Source organism: Streptomyces sp. WZ-12 (genome assembly GCF_028898845.1).
Taxonomy (GTDB): domain Bacteria; phylum Actinomycetota; class Actinomycetes; order Streptomycetales; family Streptomycetaceae; genus Streptomyces.
In genome coordinates, this window is the sequence record NZ_CP118574.1 from 7,920,047 (window position 1) to 7,936,216 (window position 16,170).

Annotated in this window: 14 protein-coding genes; 7 read left to right on the forward strand and 7 right to left on the reverse strand. The window is 72.4% G+C overall.

Annotated features, from left to right (window positions below; translation table 11 throughout):
• Window positions 1-66: 66 nt before the first annotated feature.
• Complete coding sequence (locus PV796_RS34680; RefSeq protein ID WP_274917699.1) at window positions 67-477, reverse strand: hypothetical protein; 411 nt, start codon at window positions 475-477, stop codon at window positions 67-69.
• A gap of 197 nt (window positions 478-674) precedes the next feature.
• Between PV796_RS34680 and PV796_RS34685 the strand changes: the two genes are divergently transcribed.
• Complete coding sequence (locus PV796_RS34685) at window positions 675-1,580, forward strand: ALF repeat-containing protein (RefSeq protein WP_274917700.1); 906 nt, start codon at window positions 675-677, stop codon at window positions 1,578-1,580.
• Window positions 1,581-1,655: 75 nt separating this feature from the next.
• Here PV796_RS34685 and PV796_RS34690 read toward each other — a convergent pair whose 3' ends face one another.
• The 3 genes from PV796_RS34690 to PV796_RS34700 all read right to left on the reverse strand — a co-directional run bounded on the left by PV796_RS34690 (window position 1,656) and on the right by PV796_RS34700 (window position 6,574).
• The gene (locus PV796_RS34690; RefSeq protein ID WP_274917701.1) at window positions 1,656-3,857 is read right to left on the reverse strand and encodes a HelD family protein; all 2,202 of its coding nucleotides are present in this window, start codon (window positions 3,855-3,857) and stop codon (window positions 1,656-1,658) included.
• Between the two features lie 177 nt (window positions 3,858-4,034).
• Window positions 4,035-6,038 carry an elongation factor G gene (locus PV796_RS34695; protein ID WP_274917702.1) on the reverse strand — a complete coding sequence of 668 codons (2,004 nt, stop codon included), beginning with the start codon at window positions 6,036-6,038 and terminating at the stop codon, window positions 4,035-4,037.
• 266 nt (window positions 6,039-6,304) lie between these two features.
• Window positions 6,305-6,574, reverse strand: a complete 270-nt coding sequence (locus PV796_RS34700) for a GlsB/YeaQ/YmgE family stress response membrane protein (RefSeq protein ID WP_274917703.1) — start codon at window positions 6,572-6,574, stop codon at window positions 6,305-6,307.
• A gap of 159 nt (window positions 6,575-6,733) precedes the next feature.
• Here PV796_RS34700 and PV796_RS34705 point away from each other — a divergent pair, with 159 nt between their 5' ends.
• The 3 genes from PV796_RS34705 (at window position 6,734) to PV796_RS34715 (ending at window position 8,633) form a co-directional block, all read left to right on the forward strand.
• Entirely contained in the window at window positions 6,734-7,171 is a 438-nt protein-coding gene (locus tag PV796_RS34705) for a MarR family winged helix-turn-helix transcriptional regulator (protein ID WP_274917704.1), read from the forward strand.
• Window positions 7,172-7,412: 241 nt separating this feature from the next.
• On the forward strand, window positions 7,413-8,111 hold the full coding sequence (locus PV796_RS34710; RefSeq protein ID WP_274917705.1) for a VC0807 family protein: 699 nt from the start codon (window positions 7,413-7,415) through the stop codon (window positions 8,109-8,111).
• Window positions 8,112-8,258: 147 nt separating this feature from the next.
• The gene (locus tag PV796_RS34715; RefSeq protein WP_274917706.1) at window positions 8,259-8,633 is read left to right on the forward strand and encodes a hypothetical protein; all 375 of its coding nucleotides are present in this window, start codon (window positions 8,259-8,261) and stop codon (window positions 8,631-8,633) included.
• 448 nt (window positions 8,634-9,081) lie between these two features.
• Here PV796_RS34715 and PV796_RS34720 read toward each other — a convergent pair whose 3' ends face one another.
• Together PV796_RS34720 and PV796_RS34725 are read right to left on the reverse strand one after the other, a co-directional pair.
• The gene (locus tag PV796_RS34720; RefSeq protein WP_274917707.1) at window positions 9,082-10,215 is read right to left on the reverse strand and encodes an FAD-dependent oxidoreductase; all 1,134 of its coding nucleotides are present in this window, start codon (window positions 10,213-10,215) and stop codon (window positions 9,082-9,084) included.
• Window positions 10,216-10,265: 50 nt separating this feature from the next.
• Window positions 10,266-11,009 carry a TetR/AcrR family transcriptional regulator gene (locus PV796_RS34725; protein WP_274917708.1) on the reverse strand — a complete coding sequence of 248 codons (744 nt, stop codon included), beginning with the start codon at window positions 11,007-11,009 and terminating at the stop codon, window positions 10,266-10,268.
• 205 nt (window positions 11,010-11,214) lie between these two features.
• Between PV796_RS34725 and PV796_RS34730 the strand changes: the two genes are divergently transcribed.
• Together PV796_RS34730 and PV796_RS34735 are read left to right on the forward strand one after the other, a co-directional pair.
• Window positions 11,215-12,504, forward strand: a complete 1,290-nt coding sequence (locus tag PV796_RS34730; RefSeq protein WP_274919353.1) for an aminotransferase class I/II-fold pyridoxal phosphate-dependent enzyme — start codon at window positions 11,215-11,217, stop codon at window positions 12,502-12,504.
• A 270-nt stretch (window positions 12,505-12,774) separates the two neighbouring features.
• Window positions 12,775-13,221 carry a hypothetical protein gene (locus PV796_RS34735; protein WP_274917709.1) on the forward strand — a complete coding sequence of 149 codons (447 nt, stop codon included), beginning with the start codon at window positions 12,775-12,777 and terminating at the stop codon, window positions 13,219-13,221.
• Between the two features lie 71 nt (window positions 13,222-13,292).
• Here the strand turns inward: PV796_RS34735 and PV796_RS34740 are convergent, their stop codons facing one another.
• Window positions 13,293-14,990, reverse strand: coding sequence for an ABC transporter substrate-binding protein (locus tag PV796_RS34740; RefSeq protein WP_274917710.1), 1,698 nt, complete (start codon window positions 14,988-14,990; stop codon window positions 13,293-13,295).
• A gap of 195 nt (window positions 14,991-15,185) precedes the next feature.
• Between PV796_RS34740 and PV796_RS34745 the strand changes: the two genes are divergently transcribed.
• Window positions 15,186-16,169: an ABC transporter permease gene (locus PV796_RS34745; protein WP_274917711.1), complete on the forward strand. Its 984-nt coding sequence runs from the start codon at window positions 15,186-15,188 to the stop codon at window positions 16,167-16,169.
• Window position 16,170: the final 1 nt, after the last annotated feature.

Below are 16,170 nucleotides of genomic sequence, written 5' to 3' on the forward strand. Positions count from 1 at the left end.
CGGCGGGGAGCTCGGTGCGAAGTCCCGCCGTTGCGGGGCGTGTTGGGGGTGCCTGGGGCCCGGGCGTCAGTGCACGGTGACCGTCACGGTGCGGGAGACCGAACGGGTGCGGGGGTGCTTGTCGTTGGGGGAGTGGCCCTCGAAGAGGACCGCGCGCAGGTAGAGGTGACCGCGCAGCGCGGCGCGCACGCCGGCGTTGACGGTGCCGCCGGCGTGGCGCACGGGCTTGGAGCACTTCACGGTGCGCCAGGCGCCGGTGCCCCAACGCCGTTGCACGCAGACCTTGTTGTACGACGCGCCGTCGTCGGTCGCCTTGCCGGTGGCGTGGACGAGCCCGCCCCGGCCGACCGAGCGCGGGCCGGCGGCGAAGGTCAGGGACGACTTGGCCGAGGCCGGTACCGCGGTGATGCCCAGCGAGGTCACCGCGAGGGCGCCGATGAGCGCGGACTGCAGGGCACGACGGTTGTGGCGGGTCATCCTTTTCTCCTCCGTGGCCTTTTCGATGGGCTGGGGCATCCGGAGTGGTGGAAGCTGCCGCATCACGTGGCTACCCGGATGATCACACCACCTTACGTCTCCTTTACCCTGCGGGGGACAGTTTTGGGTATTTCTTGGAGAAGTGGGTGCACTGCGTGAAGTTGGGCCGAGTTTCCGCCGTTGTCGCTGCTGCTGCGATGGCGCCGGCCGTCTTGTTCTCGTCGCCGGCGGTCGCCGCCGACCGGGCCGCGTCGCCGGCCACCACCGCGCCGGACCCGGCGTCGTCGGCCAAGCCCGACGAGCCGGCAGGGGAGGGCGACCCGGCGGCCGCCGAGCGGGACCGGGCGGCGATCCGGCGGATCTTGGCGGACGACAAGACCGGCGTGGGGCTGCGGTGCGCGGCCCAGAAGGCGCTCGACGGTGGGCCCGCGGCCATGCGGCACTTCCTTGCGGTCGGGCGGTACAAGGCGCGGGACGAGGACAACCGGGTGGCGGTCGCGCAGCTCATCGCGCGTGACACGTCGGGGCCGTCGGTCCGCGAGGCCGGCCGGCGGGCGTTGCGCGGCACGGCCGAGGACCGGGTGCGCTTCCTGGAGTCCGGATGGCGTGCGGCGCAGGTGACCGATGACCGGGTGCGGACCTTGCGGGTCATGAGCGTTGGCGGGCCCGCGGTGCAGGCGGCCGGGACGAAGGCGCTGGACGGTACGCCGGCGGACCTCCGCCACTTCCTGGAGGTCGGCCAGTACGAGGCCCGCGCCCAGGACGAGGCGGCCGAGGCCAAGCGCAAGGAGCAGGAGAAGGAAGCGAAGGAGGCGCGGGAAGCGGAGGCGAAGCGGAAGGCCGAGGAGGAGGCCGGCAAGCGGAAGCCCGCCCCGAAGCCCGAGGGGGAGAGCGGAAAGCCGGCGGCCGACGCCCATGCCGACGGTGTCCGGCCCGCGTCCGCGTCGGATGCCGGCCCGGTCTCCGCGGCCGGCGGGCGTGAACTGGCCGCCACCGGTGCCGGATCGGCCGCCCCGTGGGCCGTCGGTGCTTCGGCCGTCGCGCTCACCGCCGGCGCGGGGCTCGTGATGGCGGCCCGCCGCCGTACCGCGGGCCAGCGCTGACGCGCCGCGCGGGCCTCGCCGTCCACCCGTACGGCGAGGCCCGCGCGTCGTCGCGCCGCTGGCGCGCCCGGCCGGTCAGCCCGCCAGCGTGGCCAGACCCTCGGGCAGCGCGCCGGTGTGGAGCACGCCCAGCCGCTGGGTCGCCCGGGTGAGCGCGACGTAGAGGTCGCTGGTCCCGAACTCCGCCGGTTCGGCGACCAGTACGGCGTCGAACTCCAACCCCTTGGCCTGGCGCGGGTCGAGGAGCACCACCGGGCTGGTCAGATCGGGCACCGGACCGGTGGACGCGGCCGGCAGGGCGGCCGCCAGTTCGGCGCGGCGCCCGGGCGGGGCGATCACGGCGAGCCGGCCCCGGTCGTCGCGCCGCGTCTCGCGGGCCACTGCCTCCGCCACCGCCGCCGGCAGGTCGTCGGTGCGGTGAGCCCACGGCGGGACCCCGGTGGAGCGGATCGAGGCGGGCGGCACGAACGACGGGTCGGCGGCCCGGGGGACCTCCGCGGCGGTCGTCATGATCTCGGTCGGCGTGCGGTAGTTGACGCCGAGTCGGACGTGCTCCCAGCGGTCCTCCATGTACGGCGCGAGGATGGTCTCCCAGGAGCCGCAGCCGCCCGGTTCCGAGGTCTGCGCGGGGTCGCCGACCAGCGTCATCGAGCGGGTCGGGCAGCGGCGCATCAGCAACCGCCACAGCATCGGCGAGAGTTCCTGTGCCTCGTCGACGATGATGTGGCCGAAGGCCCAGGTGCGGTCGGCCGCGGCGCGTTCGGCGGCGCTGCGGTGGTCGGCCTCCTCCTGGCGCTCGGCGAGCCGGTCCGCGTCGATCAGGTCGTGCGCGGCCAGCACCTCGGAGTCCTCGTCGTCCTTGTCCTCGAACTCCTGGGTGCGCGAACCGTAGGAGAGGTCCAGCACGCCCTGGGCGTACGCGATGCGTTCCTGGCGTTCGGCCTCGGCGGCGGCCCGGGCGGCCGAGTCGTCGTCGCCGAGGAGTTCGGCCGCCTCGTCCAGCAGCGGGACGTCCGCCGGGGTCCAGTCGCCGCCGGTGCGGCGGATCGCCTCGGCGTCGGCGTCGGGGAGGTGGACCGGATCGGCCAGGAAGTCGGCCACGAGCCGCTGCGGGGTGAGCGTCGGCCACAACTCCTCGATGGCGGCGTGGACTTCGCGGCTGGTGGCGACGGCCTTGCCGAGCTGGGCGAGGTCGTCCGGGCCGAGGAGGTTCGGGCCGCCGTAGGGGTCGGCGCCGATCCGCTCGGTGAGTTGGGCGGTGAGCGCGTCGATCACCTGGAACGCGAAGTGCGGGCGCGCGAGGTTGTGCGGCAGCCGGGTGGCGCGGGCGCGTTGCCGAGCCGCCGCGGCGATCTCCGCGTCCAGGTGCAGCTCGCCGTCGTCGTGCGCGATGACGAGGGTGGACTCGGGGAGGCTCTGCCGGTCGGCCACGAAGCGTGCGAGGGCGCCCGCCATCGCGGCGTTGCCCTTGACCTCGGCGGCGCGGGGCGCGTCGACGCCGGTCGCGGTCACGCCGGGGAACAGCTCGCCGGGCGTCGCCAGCAGCACGCCGGTCTCACCGAGCGAGGGCAGCACCTGCCCGATGTAGCCGAGGAACGCCGGGTTGGGGCCGACGATCAACACCGCGCGGCGGGCGAGCTGTTCGCGGTGCGCGTACAGCAGGTACGCGGCCCGGTGAAGCGCCACGACGGTCTTGCCGGTGCCCGGGCCGCCCTCGACGACGAGGACGCCGTGGTGCGGGGCGCGGATGATGCGGTCCTGGTCGGCCTGGATGGTCTGCACGATGTCGTGCATCCGGCCGGTGCGTGCCGCGTCCAGGGAGGCCAGCAGGATGGCGTCCGCGTCCGCGCCTTCGTGGCCGGTGCGTTGGGAGTCGGCGAGGTCCAGGATCTCGTCGTGCAGTGCGGTCACCCGGCGGCCCTCGGTGGTCAGGTGGCGCCGGCGCCGCAGGCCCATCGGGGTGTGCCCGGTGGCGAGGTAGAAGGGGCGGGCGACCTCGGCCCGCCAGTCGATGACCAGCGGAGTGTGGTCGGCGTCGTCCCGGCGGATGCCGATGCGGCCGATGTGGTGGTCGCGGCCGTCCCGGAACGCCAGCCGGCCGAAGCACAGCCCGTGTTCCCCGGCCTCGAAACCGGCCAGCAGCTCGGCCTGTTCGGCGACCATCACGTCCCGCTCCAGCCGCGCCTGGAATGTGCCCTCCGCCTGCGGCAGGGCCCGTTCCAGCGCGTCCTGCGCCCCGGACCGCAGGGCGTCGAGGCGTTCGTGGAGCAGGTCCATGAATTCCTGCTCTTTACGCCATTCCTCGTTTGACAATTCAGCTCCGCTCGAATATCCTGTGCAGTAGTGAGTTTGAGTAGCTAATTCTTCTGCGCAATATGCAAACGCTCAATATACGCGGAGAATTACCCCCCTTGTCAATCCTCGATCGCAGGGAACTGCGTCGGGGATTTCTTGTTATTCCGTCGAGCGGGGAGCGCCGCTGGCGCGACCGATCGGCCGGTCGCCGCTGGGCCGGGACCACCACAGGGCCTCGCCGTGCGTCAGGCCGGGCAGTCGGAGCTCGGCGGCGCGCACCCGGCCGGCCGGGATGACGCCCTTGACCAGCCATGACGACGTGCCGCCGGCGGTCTCCTGGATGTCGGCGCCCAACGCGGCCAGGCAGGAGGTCACGGCCGGGAGGGTGTCCAGCGGGATGTCCACGTCGAAGGCGTGGCACGGCTCGTAGACGCGGGTGCCGGCGCGGGTCAGGGCGCGGGCGAGCACCACCGGGGTCAGGCCCCGGAAATCGCCCGCCGTGCTCAGTGGGCCGACGAATCCGGAGCGGGTGAGGGTGACCGTGCAATCGGTCACCGCCCAGCCGTGCGGGCCGGTGCGGAGCGCGGTGTGTACGGTCTCCTCGATCGCCACGTGGAAGGCGTGGGGGAGTGCGCCGAGTTCGGTCTCGTAGCGGAAGGCGATGCCGGCATTCCGCGGTGCGGGCTCGACGCGCAATCCGACGGTGGCCCAGAAACCGCTCGGGCTCGGGGCCCGGCGCCCGATTTCCTCGTGCGCCTCGGCGGTGCCCGCGGGGCGTTCCAGGCAGACGGTCCGGCCGGGTTCGAAGACCGCCTCGATCCCGAAGTCATTGACCAGGGTTGCCGCGAGGATCTCCATTTGGACCTCGCCGTAGAGCAGTACGGAGGTGGTGCCGTCGGGCTCGGCGCTGGTGTGGATGAGCGGGTCCCGCTCGGCGAGGCGTTGCAGCGCCGCGTGCAGCCGGGACGCCGCGCCGGGCGCCGCGTCCCGGGGCCGGACGAGCGTGCGGAGGGTCGGGGCGCGGAAGTGCGGCGGGCGGGGGCCGTCGTCCCGGTCGGTGGGGTCGGACAGCCGGTCGCCGACCCGGGCCTCCGTCAGACCGGTGAGCCTTCCGATCTCCCCGGCAGTCAACTTGCGTGTCGGATCGGGAGAGTTGGCGCCGCTTCCCGGTCGCCCGACGACGTGCAGGGACGTGATCTGGCCGGTGTGCGTCAGGCGCGTGCCGTCGGGGCGGTGGCGGTGCAGGGTCACGCGTTGGCGCGCGGCCAGGGTTCCGGAGAACAGGCGGAGGTATGCGGTCTTCTTGCCGGACGCCGCGCGCTCGATGGCGAAGACGGTGCCGCGCGGGGGCGCCGCGGCGGCCGGTTCCGGGTCGTTGCCGGTGGGCGCGGGGCGCAGCAGGTCCGTGAGGCCGTCGATGAGCGCGCGGACGCCCTGGCCGCTGCGGGCCGAACCGCGGTAGACGGGGTGGATCCGGCCGGCGCGGACCTGCTCGGCGAGCGCGGTGCGCAGTGCGTCGGCGGACGGGAACGGGCCGTCCACGACGCGGGCGAGGAGCGCGTCATCGGTCTCGGCGAGCGCCTCGGCGAGACGGTCGCGGAACGCGGGGTCGGCATCCAGCGCGTACGGGAGCGCGCGGGCTGACGGCGTGCCGAGGTCCCGGACCGCCGTCATCGGCGCGAGGTGCGGGGCCAACTTCCGCCGGATGTCGGCCAGCAGGTCGTCGCCGCGGGCGCCGCGCCGGTCGATCTTGTTGACGAAGAGCGCCACCGGCAGCCGTAGTTCGCGCAGCGTCCGCATCAGGACGCGGGTGTGGGCCTGGACCCCTTCGACGGCGGAGAGCACCAGCACGGCGCCGTCCAGGACGCCGAGGACGCGCTCCACCTCGGCCACGAAGTCGGCGTGACCGGGGGTGTCGATGAGGTTGATCTGTGTGCTGCCGACGCTGAAGGAGGCCACCGCAGAGCGCACGGTGATCCCGCGCTGCCGCTCGATGGCTCCGGTGTCGGTCTGGGTGTCGCCGGCATCGACGCTGCCGAGCCGGTCGATCGCTCCGGTCTCGAACAGCAGGCGCTCGGTCAGGCTGGTCTTACCCGCGTCGACGTGCGCGAGGATGCCGATGTTCAGGGTGTGCTTGATGTTCGGGGTGTGCTCGATGTGCATGGGGGTCGAAGTCCTCGAAATTCACCGTCCGGTAGGGGCGCTGGGGGTTTTCGAGGAATCGGCGCACGGGAGTTCTCCTGCTCTGCGGGGGAATGACGGGGACCAGCCTGTGGACTGCGGACGGCTCGGGCAACTGGTTTTCGGCGGCGTGCGCAGGGGCCGGAGGGAGCTGCCCCTCCGGCCCCTGCCGCATCCACCGGCGTGCCGGTTCGTCGCTCGTCGCGCCGGTCAGTGCTCGCGGCGCAGGTCGGCGTTGGTTGCGCCGGTCAGTGCTCGCGGTTCCGTCCCAGGGTGAAGCGGTACAGGAGAAGGACGATCAGGGAGCCGACGATGGCGGCGAGCCACGTCGAGAGGTGGAAGAAGCCGTTGATCGAGTGCACCCCGAAGATCACCTTGCCGAGCCAGCCGCCCAACAGGCCGCCGGCGATGCCGATCAGCATGGTGATCAAACAACCGCCGGGGTCCTTGCCGGGCATCAGGGCCTTTGCGATGGCTCCGGCACAGAGGCCGATCAGGGCCCACGCGATGATTCCCATGTCCGCACCCTCTCCTCAAGGCCAGTCAAGGCCGGTCGATGCGTAAAGACTCGTGGTCGCCCGCGGTTCTTTCACCCGGGCTTACGGCGAACGTGTGACGGACGGGGCGACGGTCAACGTCGGTTGATTGACCAGAGTGCTCAACCTAGGCTTATGAACATGACTCATAGCTCGGATGTCGACGATCTGGCCGGTGCGCTCTACGGAAGCCTCGGCCTGATGGCCCGCCGGCTGCGTCAGCTCCAGGCGCCCGGCGAGCTCACGTTGCCCGAGCGCGCCGCGCTGTCGCGCCTGCACCGGAGCGGCCCGACCACGGCGGCCGAGTTGGCGCGGGCCGAGCAGATCACGTCCCAGGCAATGGGGACCACGCTCGGCGGGCTTCAGGAGCGCGGTCTCGTCGAGCGGCGGCGCGACCCCCACGACGGCCGGCGGATCATCATGTCCGTGACCGAGGCCGGCGTCGAGGTGCTGCGGCACAAGCGGGACGCCCGGTCCAAGCAGGTGGCGCAGGCGCTGCGGGAGCGGTTCACGGAGGCGGAGTTGGCGACGCTGAAGGCGGCGGCCCCGCTCATCGAGCGCCTGGGCGACAGCTTCTGACGCCGAACGCGGCCGTTCCGTAACGGAGTTGGGGAGGGGCGCCGGTCGGCCCTCCACCTTGCGGTGGAGGGGGTGGGTGGAGAGCGGGCCCGACGGGTGCGGCCCAAGGGTCGATGCGCCTCCACCCGCGCGACTTCTAGCGTCGTAGGCGGATCACCGTGGTGCCGGAGCGGCCGGCGCCGGACCGCTGGAGGCCGTCGTGAAATCCGTTCGGACGCGTGAGGCGCACCCGTTACGTGCCGTGTGCGTATCGCTGACCGTCAACCTCGTGCTGCCGCTGGGCCTGTACTACGTGCTGCGGGCGCAGGGCGTCGCACAGTGGCAGGCGCTGCTGCTGAGTGGTGCGGTGCCCACGGCGCACGCGGTGGGCGCGGCGGTGGTGCGGCGGCGCGTCGAGGTCTTCGATCTGGTCGTGGCCGGGCTGTTGGTGGTTTCCGCGGGCCTGTCGGCGATCAACGGCAGCCCGCGGATGCTGCTGCTGAAAGACGTGGCCATCCCCGTCGTCCTCGGGCTGTGGCTCCTGGGCACGCTGCTGGCGGCCCGGCCCTTCGCGTTTCACTTCGGCCGCCGGTTGCGGGGGGCGGCCGGGGAGGCGGATGCGGACCGTGCCTGGCGCGAACTCCCGGAATTCCGGGGCGCGTTGCGGGGGCTGACGCTTCTGTGGGGCGGTTCCCAGATGCTCGATGCGGCGCTGAGCGCGGTGGCGGCCTGCACGCTGCCCGTCGATGTGGTGCCGGTGATCGGGCGGTTCCAGTCCCTCGGCATCCTCGCCGTGGTGGTGGCGCTGACGGTGCGCCGAAGTCGTGCCTTCCGTAAGCGGTACGGCATCCCGCTGTTCGGCGCGGGGGCTCGGGACGGGGAGGAGGCGGTGCCTTCGGGGGCGGGCGCGGGGACGGTGGCGGCCGACGGGCAGGCCCGGGCCTCGGATGGCGCCGTGTGAGCGTGAGGCCGTGGTGCGGGGCGCGCCGGCCGGGTGGCCCCGTCGGCGGGGCCGGGGAGGAGAGGAGTTGGGGCGGGCGGCGTCACGGGGTGGCCGGTGCGTCGTTGGACCGGTCGACAATCCGCTCTCCTTCAACTGGAGCCAGTCATGAACTCCGTAGCACGTGGAACCGCCCCGGTCCGTGGTCGTGAACGCGGGCGCGCGTTCGCCCGGGGCCGGGCGGCCGTGGCCGTGGCGCTCGCCGCCGGTGCGGTCCTGGGCGCCGCGGCGGCCGCCGACGCCGCCGACCTCGGCATGCTCCTCTACACCACCCCCGCCGGGAAGAAGGCCAGCCTGAGCCAGCCCGAGCCCGGCCGTTGCTACACGGTCAAGGGCGACGGCCTCGCCGCCAACCTCTCGCTGGTCGGCAAGACCGCCCACTTCTACCCCAAGGCGCACTGCGCCGGCACGCCGGTCGCGGACCTCGGCTCGGGCAAGCACCAGAAGGTGCGCTTCTCTTCCCTGCGCGTCGACGCCGACTGAGCCGCGGATGCGGCGGGACGGGGGAGCGCCGGCGGTGTGCCGATCCGCCGGCGCCCGCGCAACTCCCTTATGTTCCCGGGGGGTTGCGGCTCCGCCGGGCCCGGGAAACGGGCGAGCGGCACCGTACCTGGGAAGAAGGTCCCGGCGCGGCGCGGCTCCCGTTCGTGCCCGTCGGCAGCAGACGCTTCCGCGATGGTCCGGTCTGGACCTCTCGCACGACGGCCCCGGACTACCTCGTGGGGCAGCAGCCTCGCGGACGTACTCCGTAGCCGTGCTCCCCCGCTCCGCGCACTTCAGGCCACCGTTCATCAGCCGCCGCCGGACCTCCATCGACGGCTTCCCGGAACGGGCGTGACGCTGGCCGGAGTGACGCGGCACGTTGGGAGCAGTCAGCAGTCAGCAGTCAGCAGTCAGCAGGCCGGAGCTGACGAGGGGCGCCGATGATCATTTACGTCCGGGCGGTGAACTGTTCCAGTAGGCGGTCCAGTGCTGCGTCGCCGAACATCAGGGTCAGGTTGGCGTGGGAGTCGGCGGCGGAGGCGGCGCTGCGGGGGAAGAGGGCCTTTTCGTAGCCGGCCAGGGCGGTTTCGGGGTCGTGCGGATGGGCGGCGAGTGCCTGGCCGAGTTCGGCGCCGTCCAGCATGGCGAGGTTGGCGCCCTCGCCGGCGAACGGTGACATCAGGTGCGCGGCGTCGCCCAGCAGCGTCACGCCGGGGGTGCGGGGCCAGCGGTGGTCGACGGGGAGGGCGTGGATGCGGCGCGGGACGAGTGCGCCGTCCGCGTCCGCGACGAGCCGGCGCAGGCTTGCGTCCCAGTCCGTGAAGTGCGCGAGGAGGGCGCGCTTGGCGGTGTCCGGGGTGGTGAAGTCGATGGTGTCGAGCCAGTCCTCGGGCGCCTTGACGGCGGTGTAGACGTGCAGGCTGCCGTCGGTCTCGCGGTGCGCGAGCATCCCCTTTTCCGCGCCCAGGCAGATGAAGAAGCCGTCGCCGATCAGCGCGGCGCTGGCCGGGTGGCGGGCGTCGGCGTCCAGGAGGTCGGTCTCAATGAAGGAGATTCCGGTGTAGGTGGGTTGGGCGGGGGAGAGCAGGGGGCGCACGCGCGACCAGGCGCCGTCGGCGCCGACGAGGAGGTCGGTGGTGAGGTCGGTGCCGTCGGCGAAGGTGACCTCGTGGCGGCCGTCGGGCAGCGCGCGGGTGGTGAGGGCCTTCTTCCCCCACCGCACCGTGCCGTGGGGGAGGGAGTTCAGGAGGAGGTCGCGGAGTTCGCCGCGGTCCACTTCGGGGCGGCTGCCGTCGCCGTCGTCCTCCTCGGCCAGGCGCACCGCGCCGTGCGGGTCGAGGAGGCGCAGGGCCTCCCCGCCGGCGTGCACCAGGGCGCGGAAGTCGTCGTGGAGGTCGGCGGCCCGCAGCGCTGCCTGGCCGGAGTCCTCGTGGATGTCGAGCATGCCGCCCTGGGTGCGGGCGGCCGGTGACGCCTCCAGGTCGAAGACGGCGGCCTCGATGCCGTGTACCTGAAGGACGCGGGCCAGGGTCAGGCCGCCGAGGCCGCCGCCGATGATGGCGAGGGGGTGGTGGGTGGTCATGGGGGTGGGCTCCTTGCGGGTGGCGCGGGCCCCGGGAAGCTGCGGGGCGGTCAGGTCGTCTGGGGGCGGTCCGATCGGGCGGTCGCCAGCATTCCGTTGATCAGGACGTGGAAGCCCCAGGTCAGGCGGGCTTCTCCGGTGCCGGTGAACAGTTCGGGGCCGAGCGCGTTGAGTCGGGGGAATGCCTGGGCGGAGGCGCCGTGCACCGCGGTCATCAGGGCGTTGTGCTCGTCCTGGGAGTGGGGTGCGGCGTCGCGGGTGGACTGCTCGGCGGCGGTCGCGGTGCCGAGCAGGAGGAGCGCGTCCACGCCCCAGGCGGCCCGGTCGTCGGTGACGCCGCCCTCGGCGAGCAGGGTCAGGACGGTCTCGACCAGTTGCAGATAGTGCGGTCCCGAGAGGCGGGTGACCAGCGCCGAGCGGGCCAGTTCGGGGTGTGCGAACAGCACCTCGGTGTAGGACGACAGGACGCGGACCAGTCGCTCGCGCCAGTCGCCCTTGGTGCGGGCCGGCCGGAGGTCGACCTCGCCCAACAGCTCGTCCAGGACGGCCGCGTGCAGCTCGGCGGTGTGGGCCACGTACACGTAGAGCGAGGCCGGGCCGGTGTCCAGTTCCCTGGCCAGCCGGCGCATGGTCACCCGCTCCAGGCCCTCGCTCCGCATCACCGCGACCGCGGTCGCGATGATCCCCTCGCGGGTCAGGGCGGGCTTGGCGGGGCGCTCGCGGCGGCCGCGGGGTGCCTGGGACGCGGTGCTCCCGGCTGGGCGCGGTGCGGTGGGGTCTGGCGTGGTCGGCATGCTTGCAGCGTAGCGAACATGTTCGTTGCGAACAAGTTCGTGGCGAACGTGTTCGTCGCTGGCGGCGGGGGTGAGGCCGGGGGCAGTGAGACGGGAGGAACGGGGTAGGCGGTCGGGATCCCCGCCCCGCTACCGTTGGCGCTGCTTCCGCGCCCGCCGGTATCGGCGGGGCCGGCACCGACGAGGAACGAGAAGGATGACGGGAATGGACCTGACCGCACTCACGCGCCCCGAGCTGTCCGACCGGCTGGCCGCGCTCCGCGACGAGCACGCCCGGCTCAAGGGGCGCGGCCTGCGCCTTGACCTGACCCGCGGCAAGCCCTCCGCCGAGCAACTGGCCCTGTCCGAGCCGCTGTTCGGCCTGTTGGAGCCCGGCGACCACACCGCGCAGGACGGCACCGACTGCCGCAACTACGGTGGACTGCACGGCCTGCCCGAACTGCGCGCGGCGTTCTCCGCCCCGCTCCAGGTGCCCGTGGAGCAACTGGTCGCCTTCGGCAACTCCAGCCTGGAGTTGATGTACGAGTGCGTGGTGGACGCCGTGCTGTTCGGCGTGCCGGGTTCGCCCGCGCCCTGGCCGCGGGAGGGGCGGACGGCGATGCTGTGCCCGGTGCCTGGCTACGACCGGCACTTCGGGCTCTGCGAGAAGCTGGGCATCGAGATGATTCCGGTGCCGATGACCGAGAGCGGTCCGGATCTGGACGAGGTCGAGCGCCTGGTCGCCGACGAGCGGGTCAAGGGCATCTGGTGTGTCCCGAAGTACAGCAACCCCACCGCCGTCACCTACTCGCCCGAGACGGTGCGCCGCCTGGCCGCCATGGAGACCGCGGCGCCGGACTTCCGGGTGTTCTGGGACAACGCCTACGCCGTGCACGGCGTGCAGGGGGCGGACGAGCCGCTCGCCGACATCCTGGCGCTGAGTGCCCAACACGGCCACCCCGACCGGGTGTTCGTCTTCGGCTCCACCTCGAAGATCACCGCGGCCGGCAGCGGCGTCGCCTTCTTCGGCTCCTCGTCCGCCAACGTCTCCTGGCTGCTCGGTCACCTCTCGAAGCGGACCATCGGCCCCGACAAGCTCAACCAGCTCCGGCACGCCCGCTTCCTGCCCGACGCGCCGGCCGTGGCCGCCCACATGGAGCGCCACGCCGCCGTGCTGGGCCCCAAGTTCGAGCTCGTGGACACGGTGTTGGAGAAGCGGCTCGGCGGGAGCGGGGTCGCCTCGTGGACCCGTCCGCGGGGCGGATACTTCGTGAGCCTGGACGTGGTGGACGGCTGCGCGGCCCGCGTGGTGGCGCTGGCCGGGGACGCGGGCATCGCGCTCACCCCCGCCGGGGCCACCTTCCCGTACGGCGCCGACCCGCGCGACCGCAACATCCGTCTCGCGCCCAGCTTCCCCACCGTGGAGGAGCTGCGCGACGCGGTGGAGGGGCTGACCCTGTGCGTCGAACTCGCCGCGGTGGAACGGCTGTCGGCGGACGCTGACGGGACGCGGTAGGCGCCTGCGCATCCCGGGGCGGGCGGCTCCCGTATGTGGTGGAGCCCGCCCGCATCCGGGAGCACGCTCCGTGTTCCACCGGGCACAGTGGGGCAAATAAGCTGGTCCCGTACGCCTGGGTGGCGGTGCCGGGCGCAGCGGTCGTAGCCTGCTGGCGCAGAGAGGCAGCGACAGCCCCGCGGGGACGTGTTCGGCCCGTGATGAGGACGGCACCCCGCGTCGCAGCCGGTGTCCGAGGTGTCCACCATGCGAAGCGGCTGAGGAGCGGATATGCGAGTTCACAGGGCCACGGCAGCACTCATGATCTGTGCGGGGGCGGCGCTGGCGACGGCCACCATGCCGGCCACCGCGACCGCCGCCACGACACCGCCCACCCCCACCCGCCACGTCGCAGTCATCGACTGCATCGGCAACGCCAAGGAACGCCCCGGCAACTTCATGCTCGCCTGCGGCGACGGCAACAACGTCCTGAAGTCGCTGCACTGGTCGCAGTGGCGCGACCGGTCCGCGGTGGCGAAGGGCACGGACTTCGTCAACGACTGCAAGCCGTACTGCGCGGTGGGCCACTTCCACGGCTATCCGGTCAAGGTGCGCTTCGACACCCCGCAGCCCCGCACCGGGCACTCCGGACAGCACTACACCCGGGTGACGTTGACGTACACCGGCGCCCGCCCGGCCGACACCCCGCGGGTGGTCACCACGACGCTCTGGGGCTGACGACACTCTCGCGAAGGTGGGGCGGGAGCCTGCGCGCGCAAGCTCCCGCCGCCACCCGGCGCGCCGTCCGACTACTTCAACCGGCCCGCCTTGGCGAGCTGTTCGCTGCCCAGGCCGGGCGCGCCGTAGTTGGCGAGGTCCTTGCGGACCGCGGAGATCTGCGGGCGCTGGTAGAGGGGGAGGGAGTGGCCGAGCTGCCAGACCTCGGCGTCGGCCTTGTTGTAGAGGGCGATCTGCTGCTTGACGTCGGTGGTCCGGGACGCCTTCAGCAGCAGCCCGTCGACCTCGGGGGAGGAGATCCCGCCGTAGTTGGTGAAGGTGTTGTCGCCCTGCGGCATGCGGTAGCCGCCGTATGCCTGGGAGCGGAAGACCTGGTCGACCTGGCGGAACTGGCTGAGGTCGTAGTTGCTGCGGTGGATGTACTTGTCGAAGTAGTCGTTGGACGGCACCTTGCGCAGCTCGGCGTCGATGCCGAGCTCGCCGAGCATCTGTTGGGTGAGCTTGGCCTGGTCCATGGCCAGGCCGGCGGCGTCCGACGGCAGGACGTAGTCCAGGGTCAGCTTCCCGCCGTCCTTGGTGCGCGGCCTGCCCGGGCCGTTGTCCCGCCAACCCGCCGCGTCCAGCAGCTTCTTGGCGCGCGCGACGTCCCGCTTGCCGAACGACCCCGAATTGTCCTGGTAGCCCTCCTGGTTGGGCATGAAGAAGTGGTTGCCGAGGACCTTGGGCTGGAAGGGCAGGTCCTTGCCGGCCACCTCCGCCAGCGCCTCCCGGTCGACGCCGAGCATCACCGCCTGCCGGACCCGGAGGTCCTTGAGCGGGCCGCGCCGGCCGTTGAGGCTGAGGGTCACCTGGTCCCAACGGGCGCCGATGCGGATGTCGGTGCCCTTGTCGCCCTTCAGCCGCTGGTACGCCTCGGGGCTGGCGGCGCTGGTGGAGTCGATCTCCTTGTTGAGGTAGGCGTCCACGTAACTGGAGCCGTCCAGCGCCCAGAAGATGACCTTGTCCAACTTGGGCTTCTCGCCCCACCAGTTGGGGTCGGGCACCGCGGTGATGGTCTGCGCGGTCCGGTCGTAGGCGCCGATCTTGAAGGCGTTGGCGGTCACCGGGATGGTGCCGGCCCATGACCTGGCGAAGCTCTCCGGCGTGGCGTTGAGGGACGCCGGCAGCAGCGGGTCGAACAGCTTCTGCCAGTCGGCGTACGGGGTGTCGAAGGTGACCGTGACCTCGTGGTCGTCGGCGCCGCGGGCGACGCCGGAGATCTGGTCGTAGCCGCTGGTGTCCGCGGCGGCGAAGCGCTTGTCGCTGCCGTTCAGCGCCTTCCACTGGGCCTCGAAGTCCCGCCAGCCCAGCGGCTTTCCGTCGGACCACTTCGCCTTCGGGTTGAGGCGGTAGCGGACCACCTGCGGCTGGGTCGAGACGACCTCGGCGGAGGCCAGGAAATCAGGGTTGGTGTGCGGGACGCCCTTGGCGTCGAGGAGGAACAGTTGCGGCTCGACCAGCTCGGTGATGGCGGAGGCGTCGCCCTGGGTGCCGTCGACCTGGTTGGGGTTGTACTGGCTGATCCACTGCTCGATCGCCATCTTGAGGGTGCCGCCCTGCCTGAGGTCCGCGGCCGGGTGCGGATTGAGGTTCTGGGTGCCGGCGACCGGCGCCGAACCGCCCCGCGACGCGGTGTCCGACGCGCCCCCGGACCCACCACAGGCAGTGAGCACGGTGGCGGTGGAAAGGGACACGACGGCCAACGCCACGGTTCTGCGGGCCCGGTTCATGCTGCTCTTCCTCTCGGTGGACACCTCGCCGCGCGATCGCGCCGCACAGGCACCGTATGCCGGTCCAGACCATTCCAAAGTCCCAGGTCAGCGCATTTATTGAGGTTGCAATGAGGGGTTCACGCAACTGTCTGGCGGGCGGTGTTCGGTGGGATAGCGTCTGGCCGCACCACCCCCCTCGAAGGAATCCCACCCGTGCTCGCCCACCTCGCCAAACGCCTCGGCTATTACGCTCTGTTGCTGGCCCTGGCCGTCGTCATCTCCTACGTCCTGACCTCCCTCGCGCTCTCCCCGCGCGGCTACTTCGAGGGCAGGCAACCAGCCCCACCACCCGACGCGATCGACGCCCAACTCACCGCGCTCGGCATCAACGACCACACGCCCCTGTGGGACCGGTTCGGCAACTGGCTCGGCCACGCCCTCCGCGGCGACCTCGGCCGCACCCTCGACTCCTCCGACGTCGGCACCGAGTTCGGCCGGCGGATCGGCGTCAGCCTGCGGCTGCTGCTGACCGGCACGCTGCTGGGCACCGTCGGCGGGGTGCTGCTCGGCACCTGGGGCGCGGTGCGCCAATACCGGTTCTCCGACCGGGCCGTGACGCTCTTCGCGTTCCTGCTGCTCGCCACCCCGACGTTCCTGCTCGCCGTCCTGCTCAAGATCGGCGCCATCCACACCAACCAGGCGGCCGGCCACGAACTCATCAGCTTCACCGGCGAGAAGACCCCGGGACTGACCGGCGGCCTGGCCACCCTCCTCGGCGACCGCGCGGGACACCTCCTCCTGCCCACCCTGGCCATCGCCCTGGGCACCGCGGCCGCCTACAGCCGCTACCAGCGCGGCACCATGCTCGACGTGCTCGGCTCGGACTTCCTGCGCACCGCCCGCGCCAAGGGGCTGCGCCGCCGCACCGCCGTCCTCAAGCACGGCCTGCGCACCGCCCTGGTCCCGATGTCCACCTTCTTCGCGTACGGGTTCCTGGGCCTGTTCACCGGCGCCGCGTTCACCGAGAAGGTCTTCGGCTGGCACGGCATGGGTGCCTGGTTCATCGACGCGGTCGGCAAGGGCGACATCAACTCCGTCGTCGCCGTCAACGTGTTCGCCGCGGTGGTGGTGCTGCTCGCCGGATTCCTCGCCGACGTGCTGCACGCCGCGCTCGACCCGCGCGTCCGCACGAGCTGAG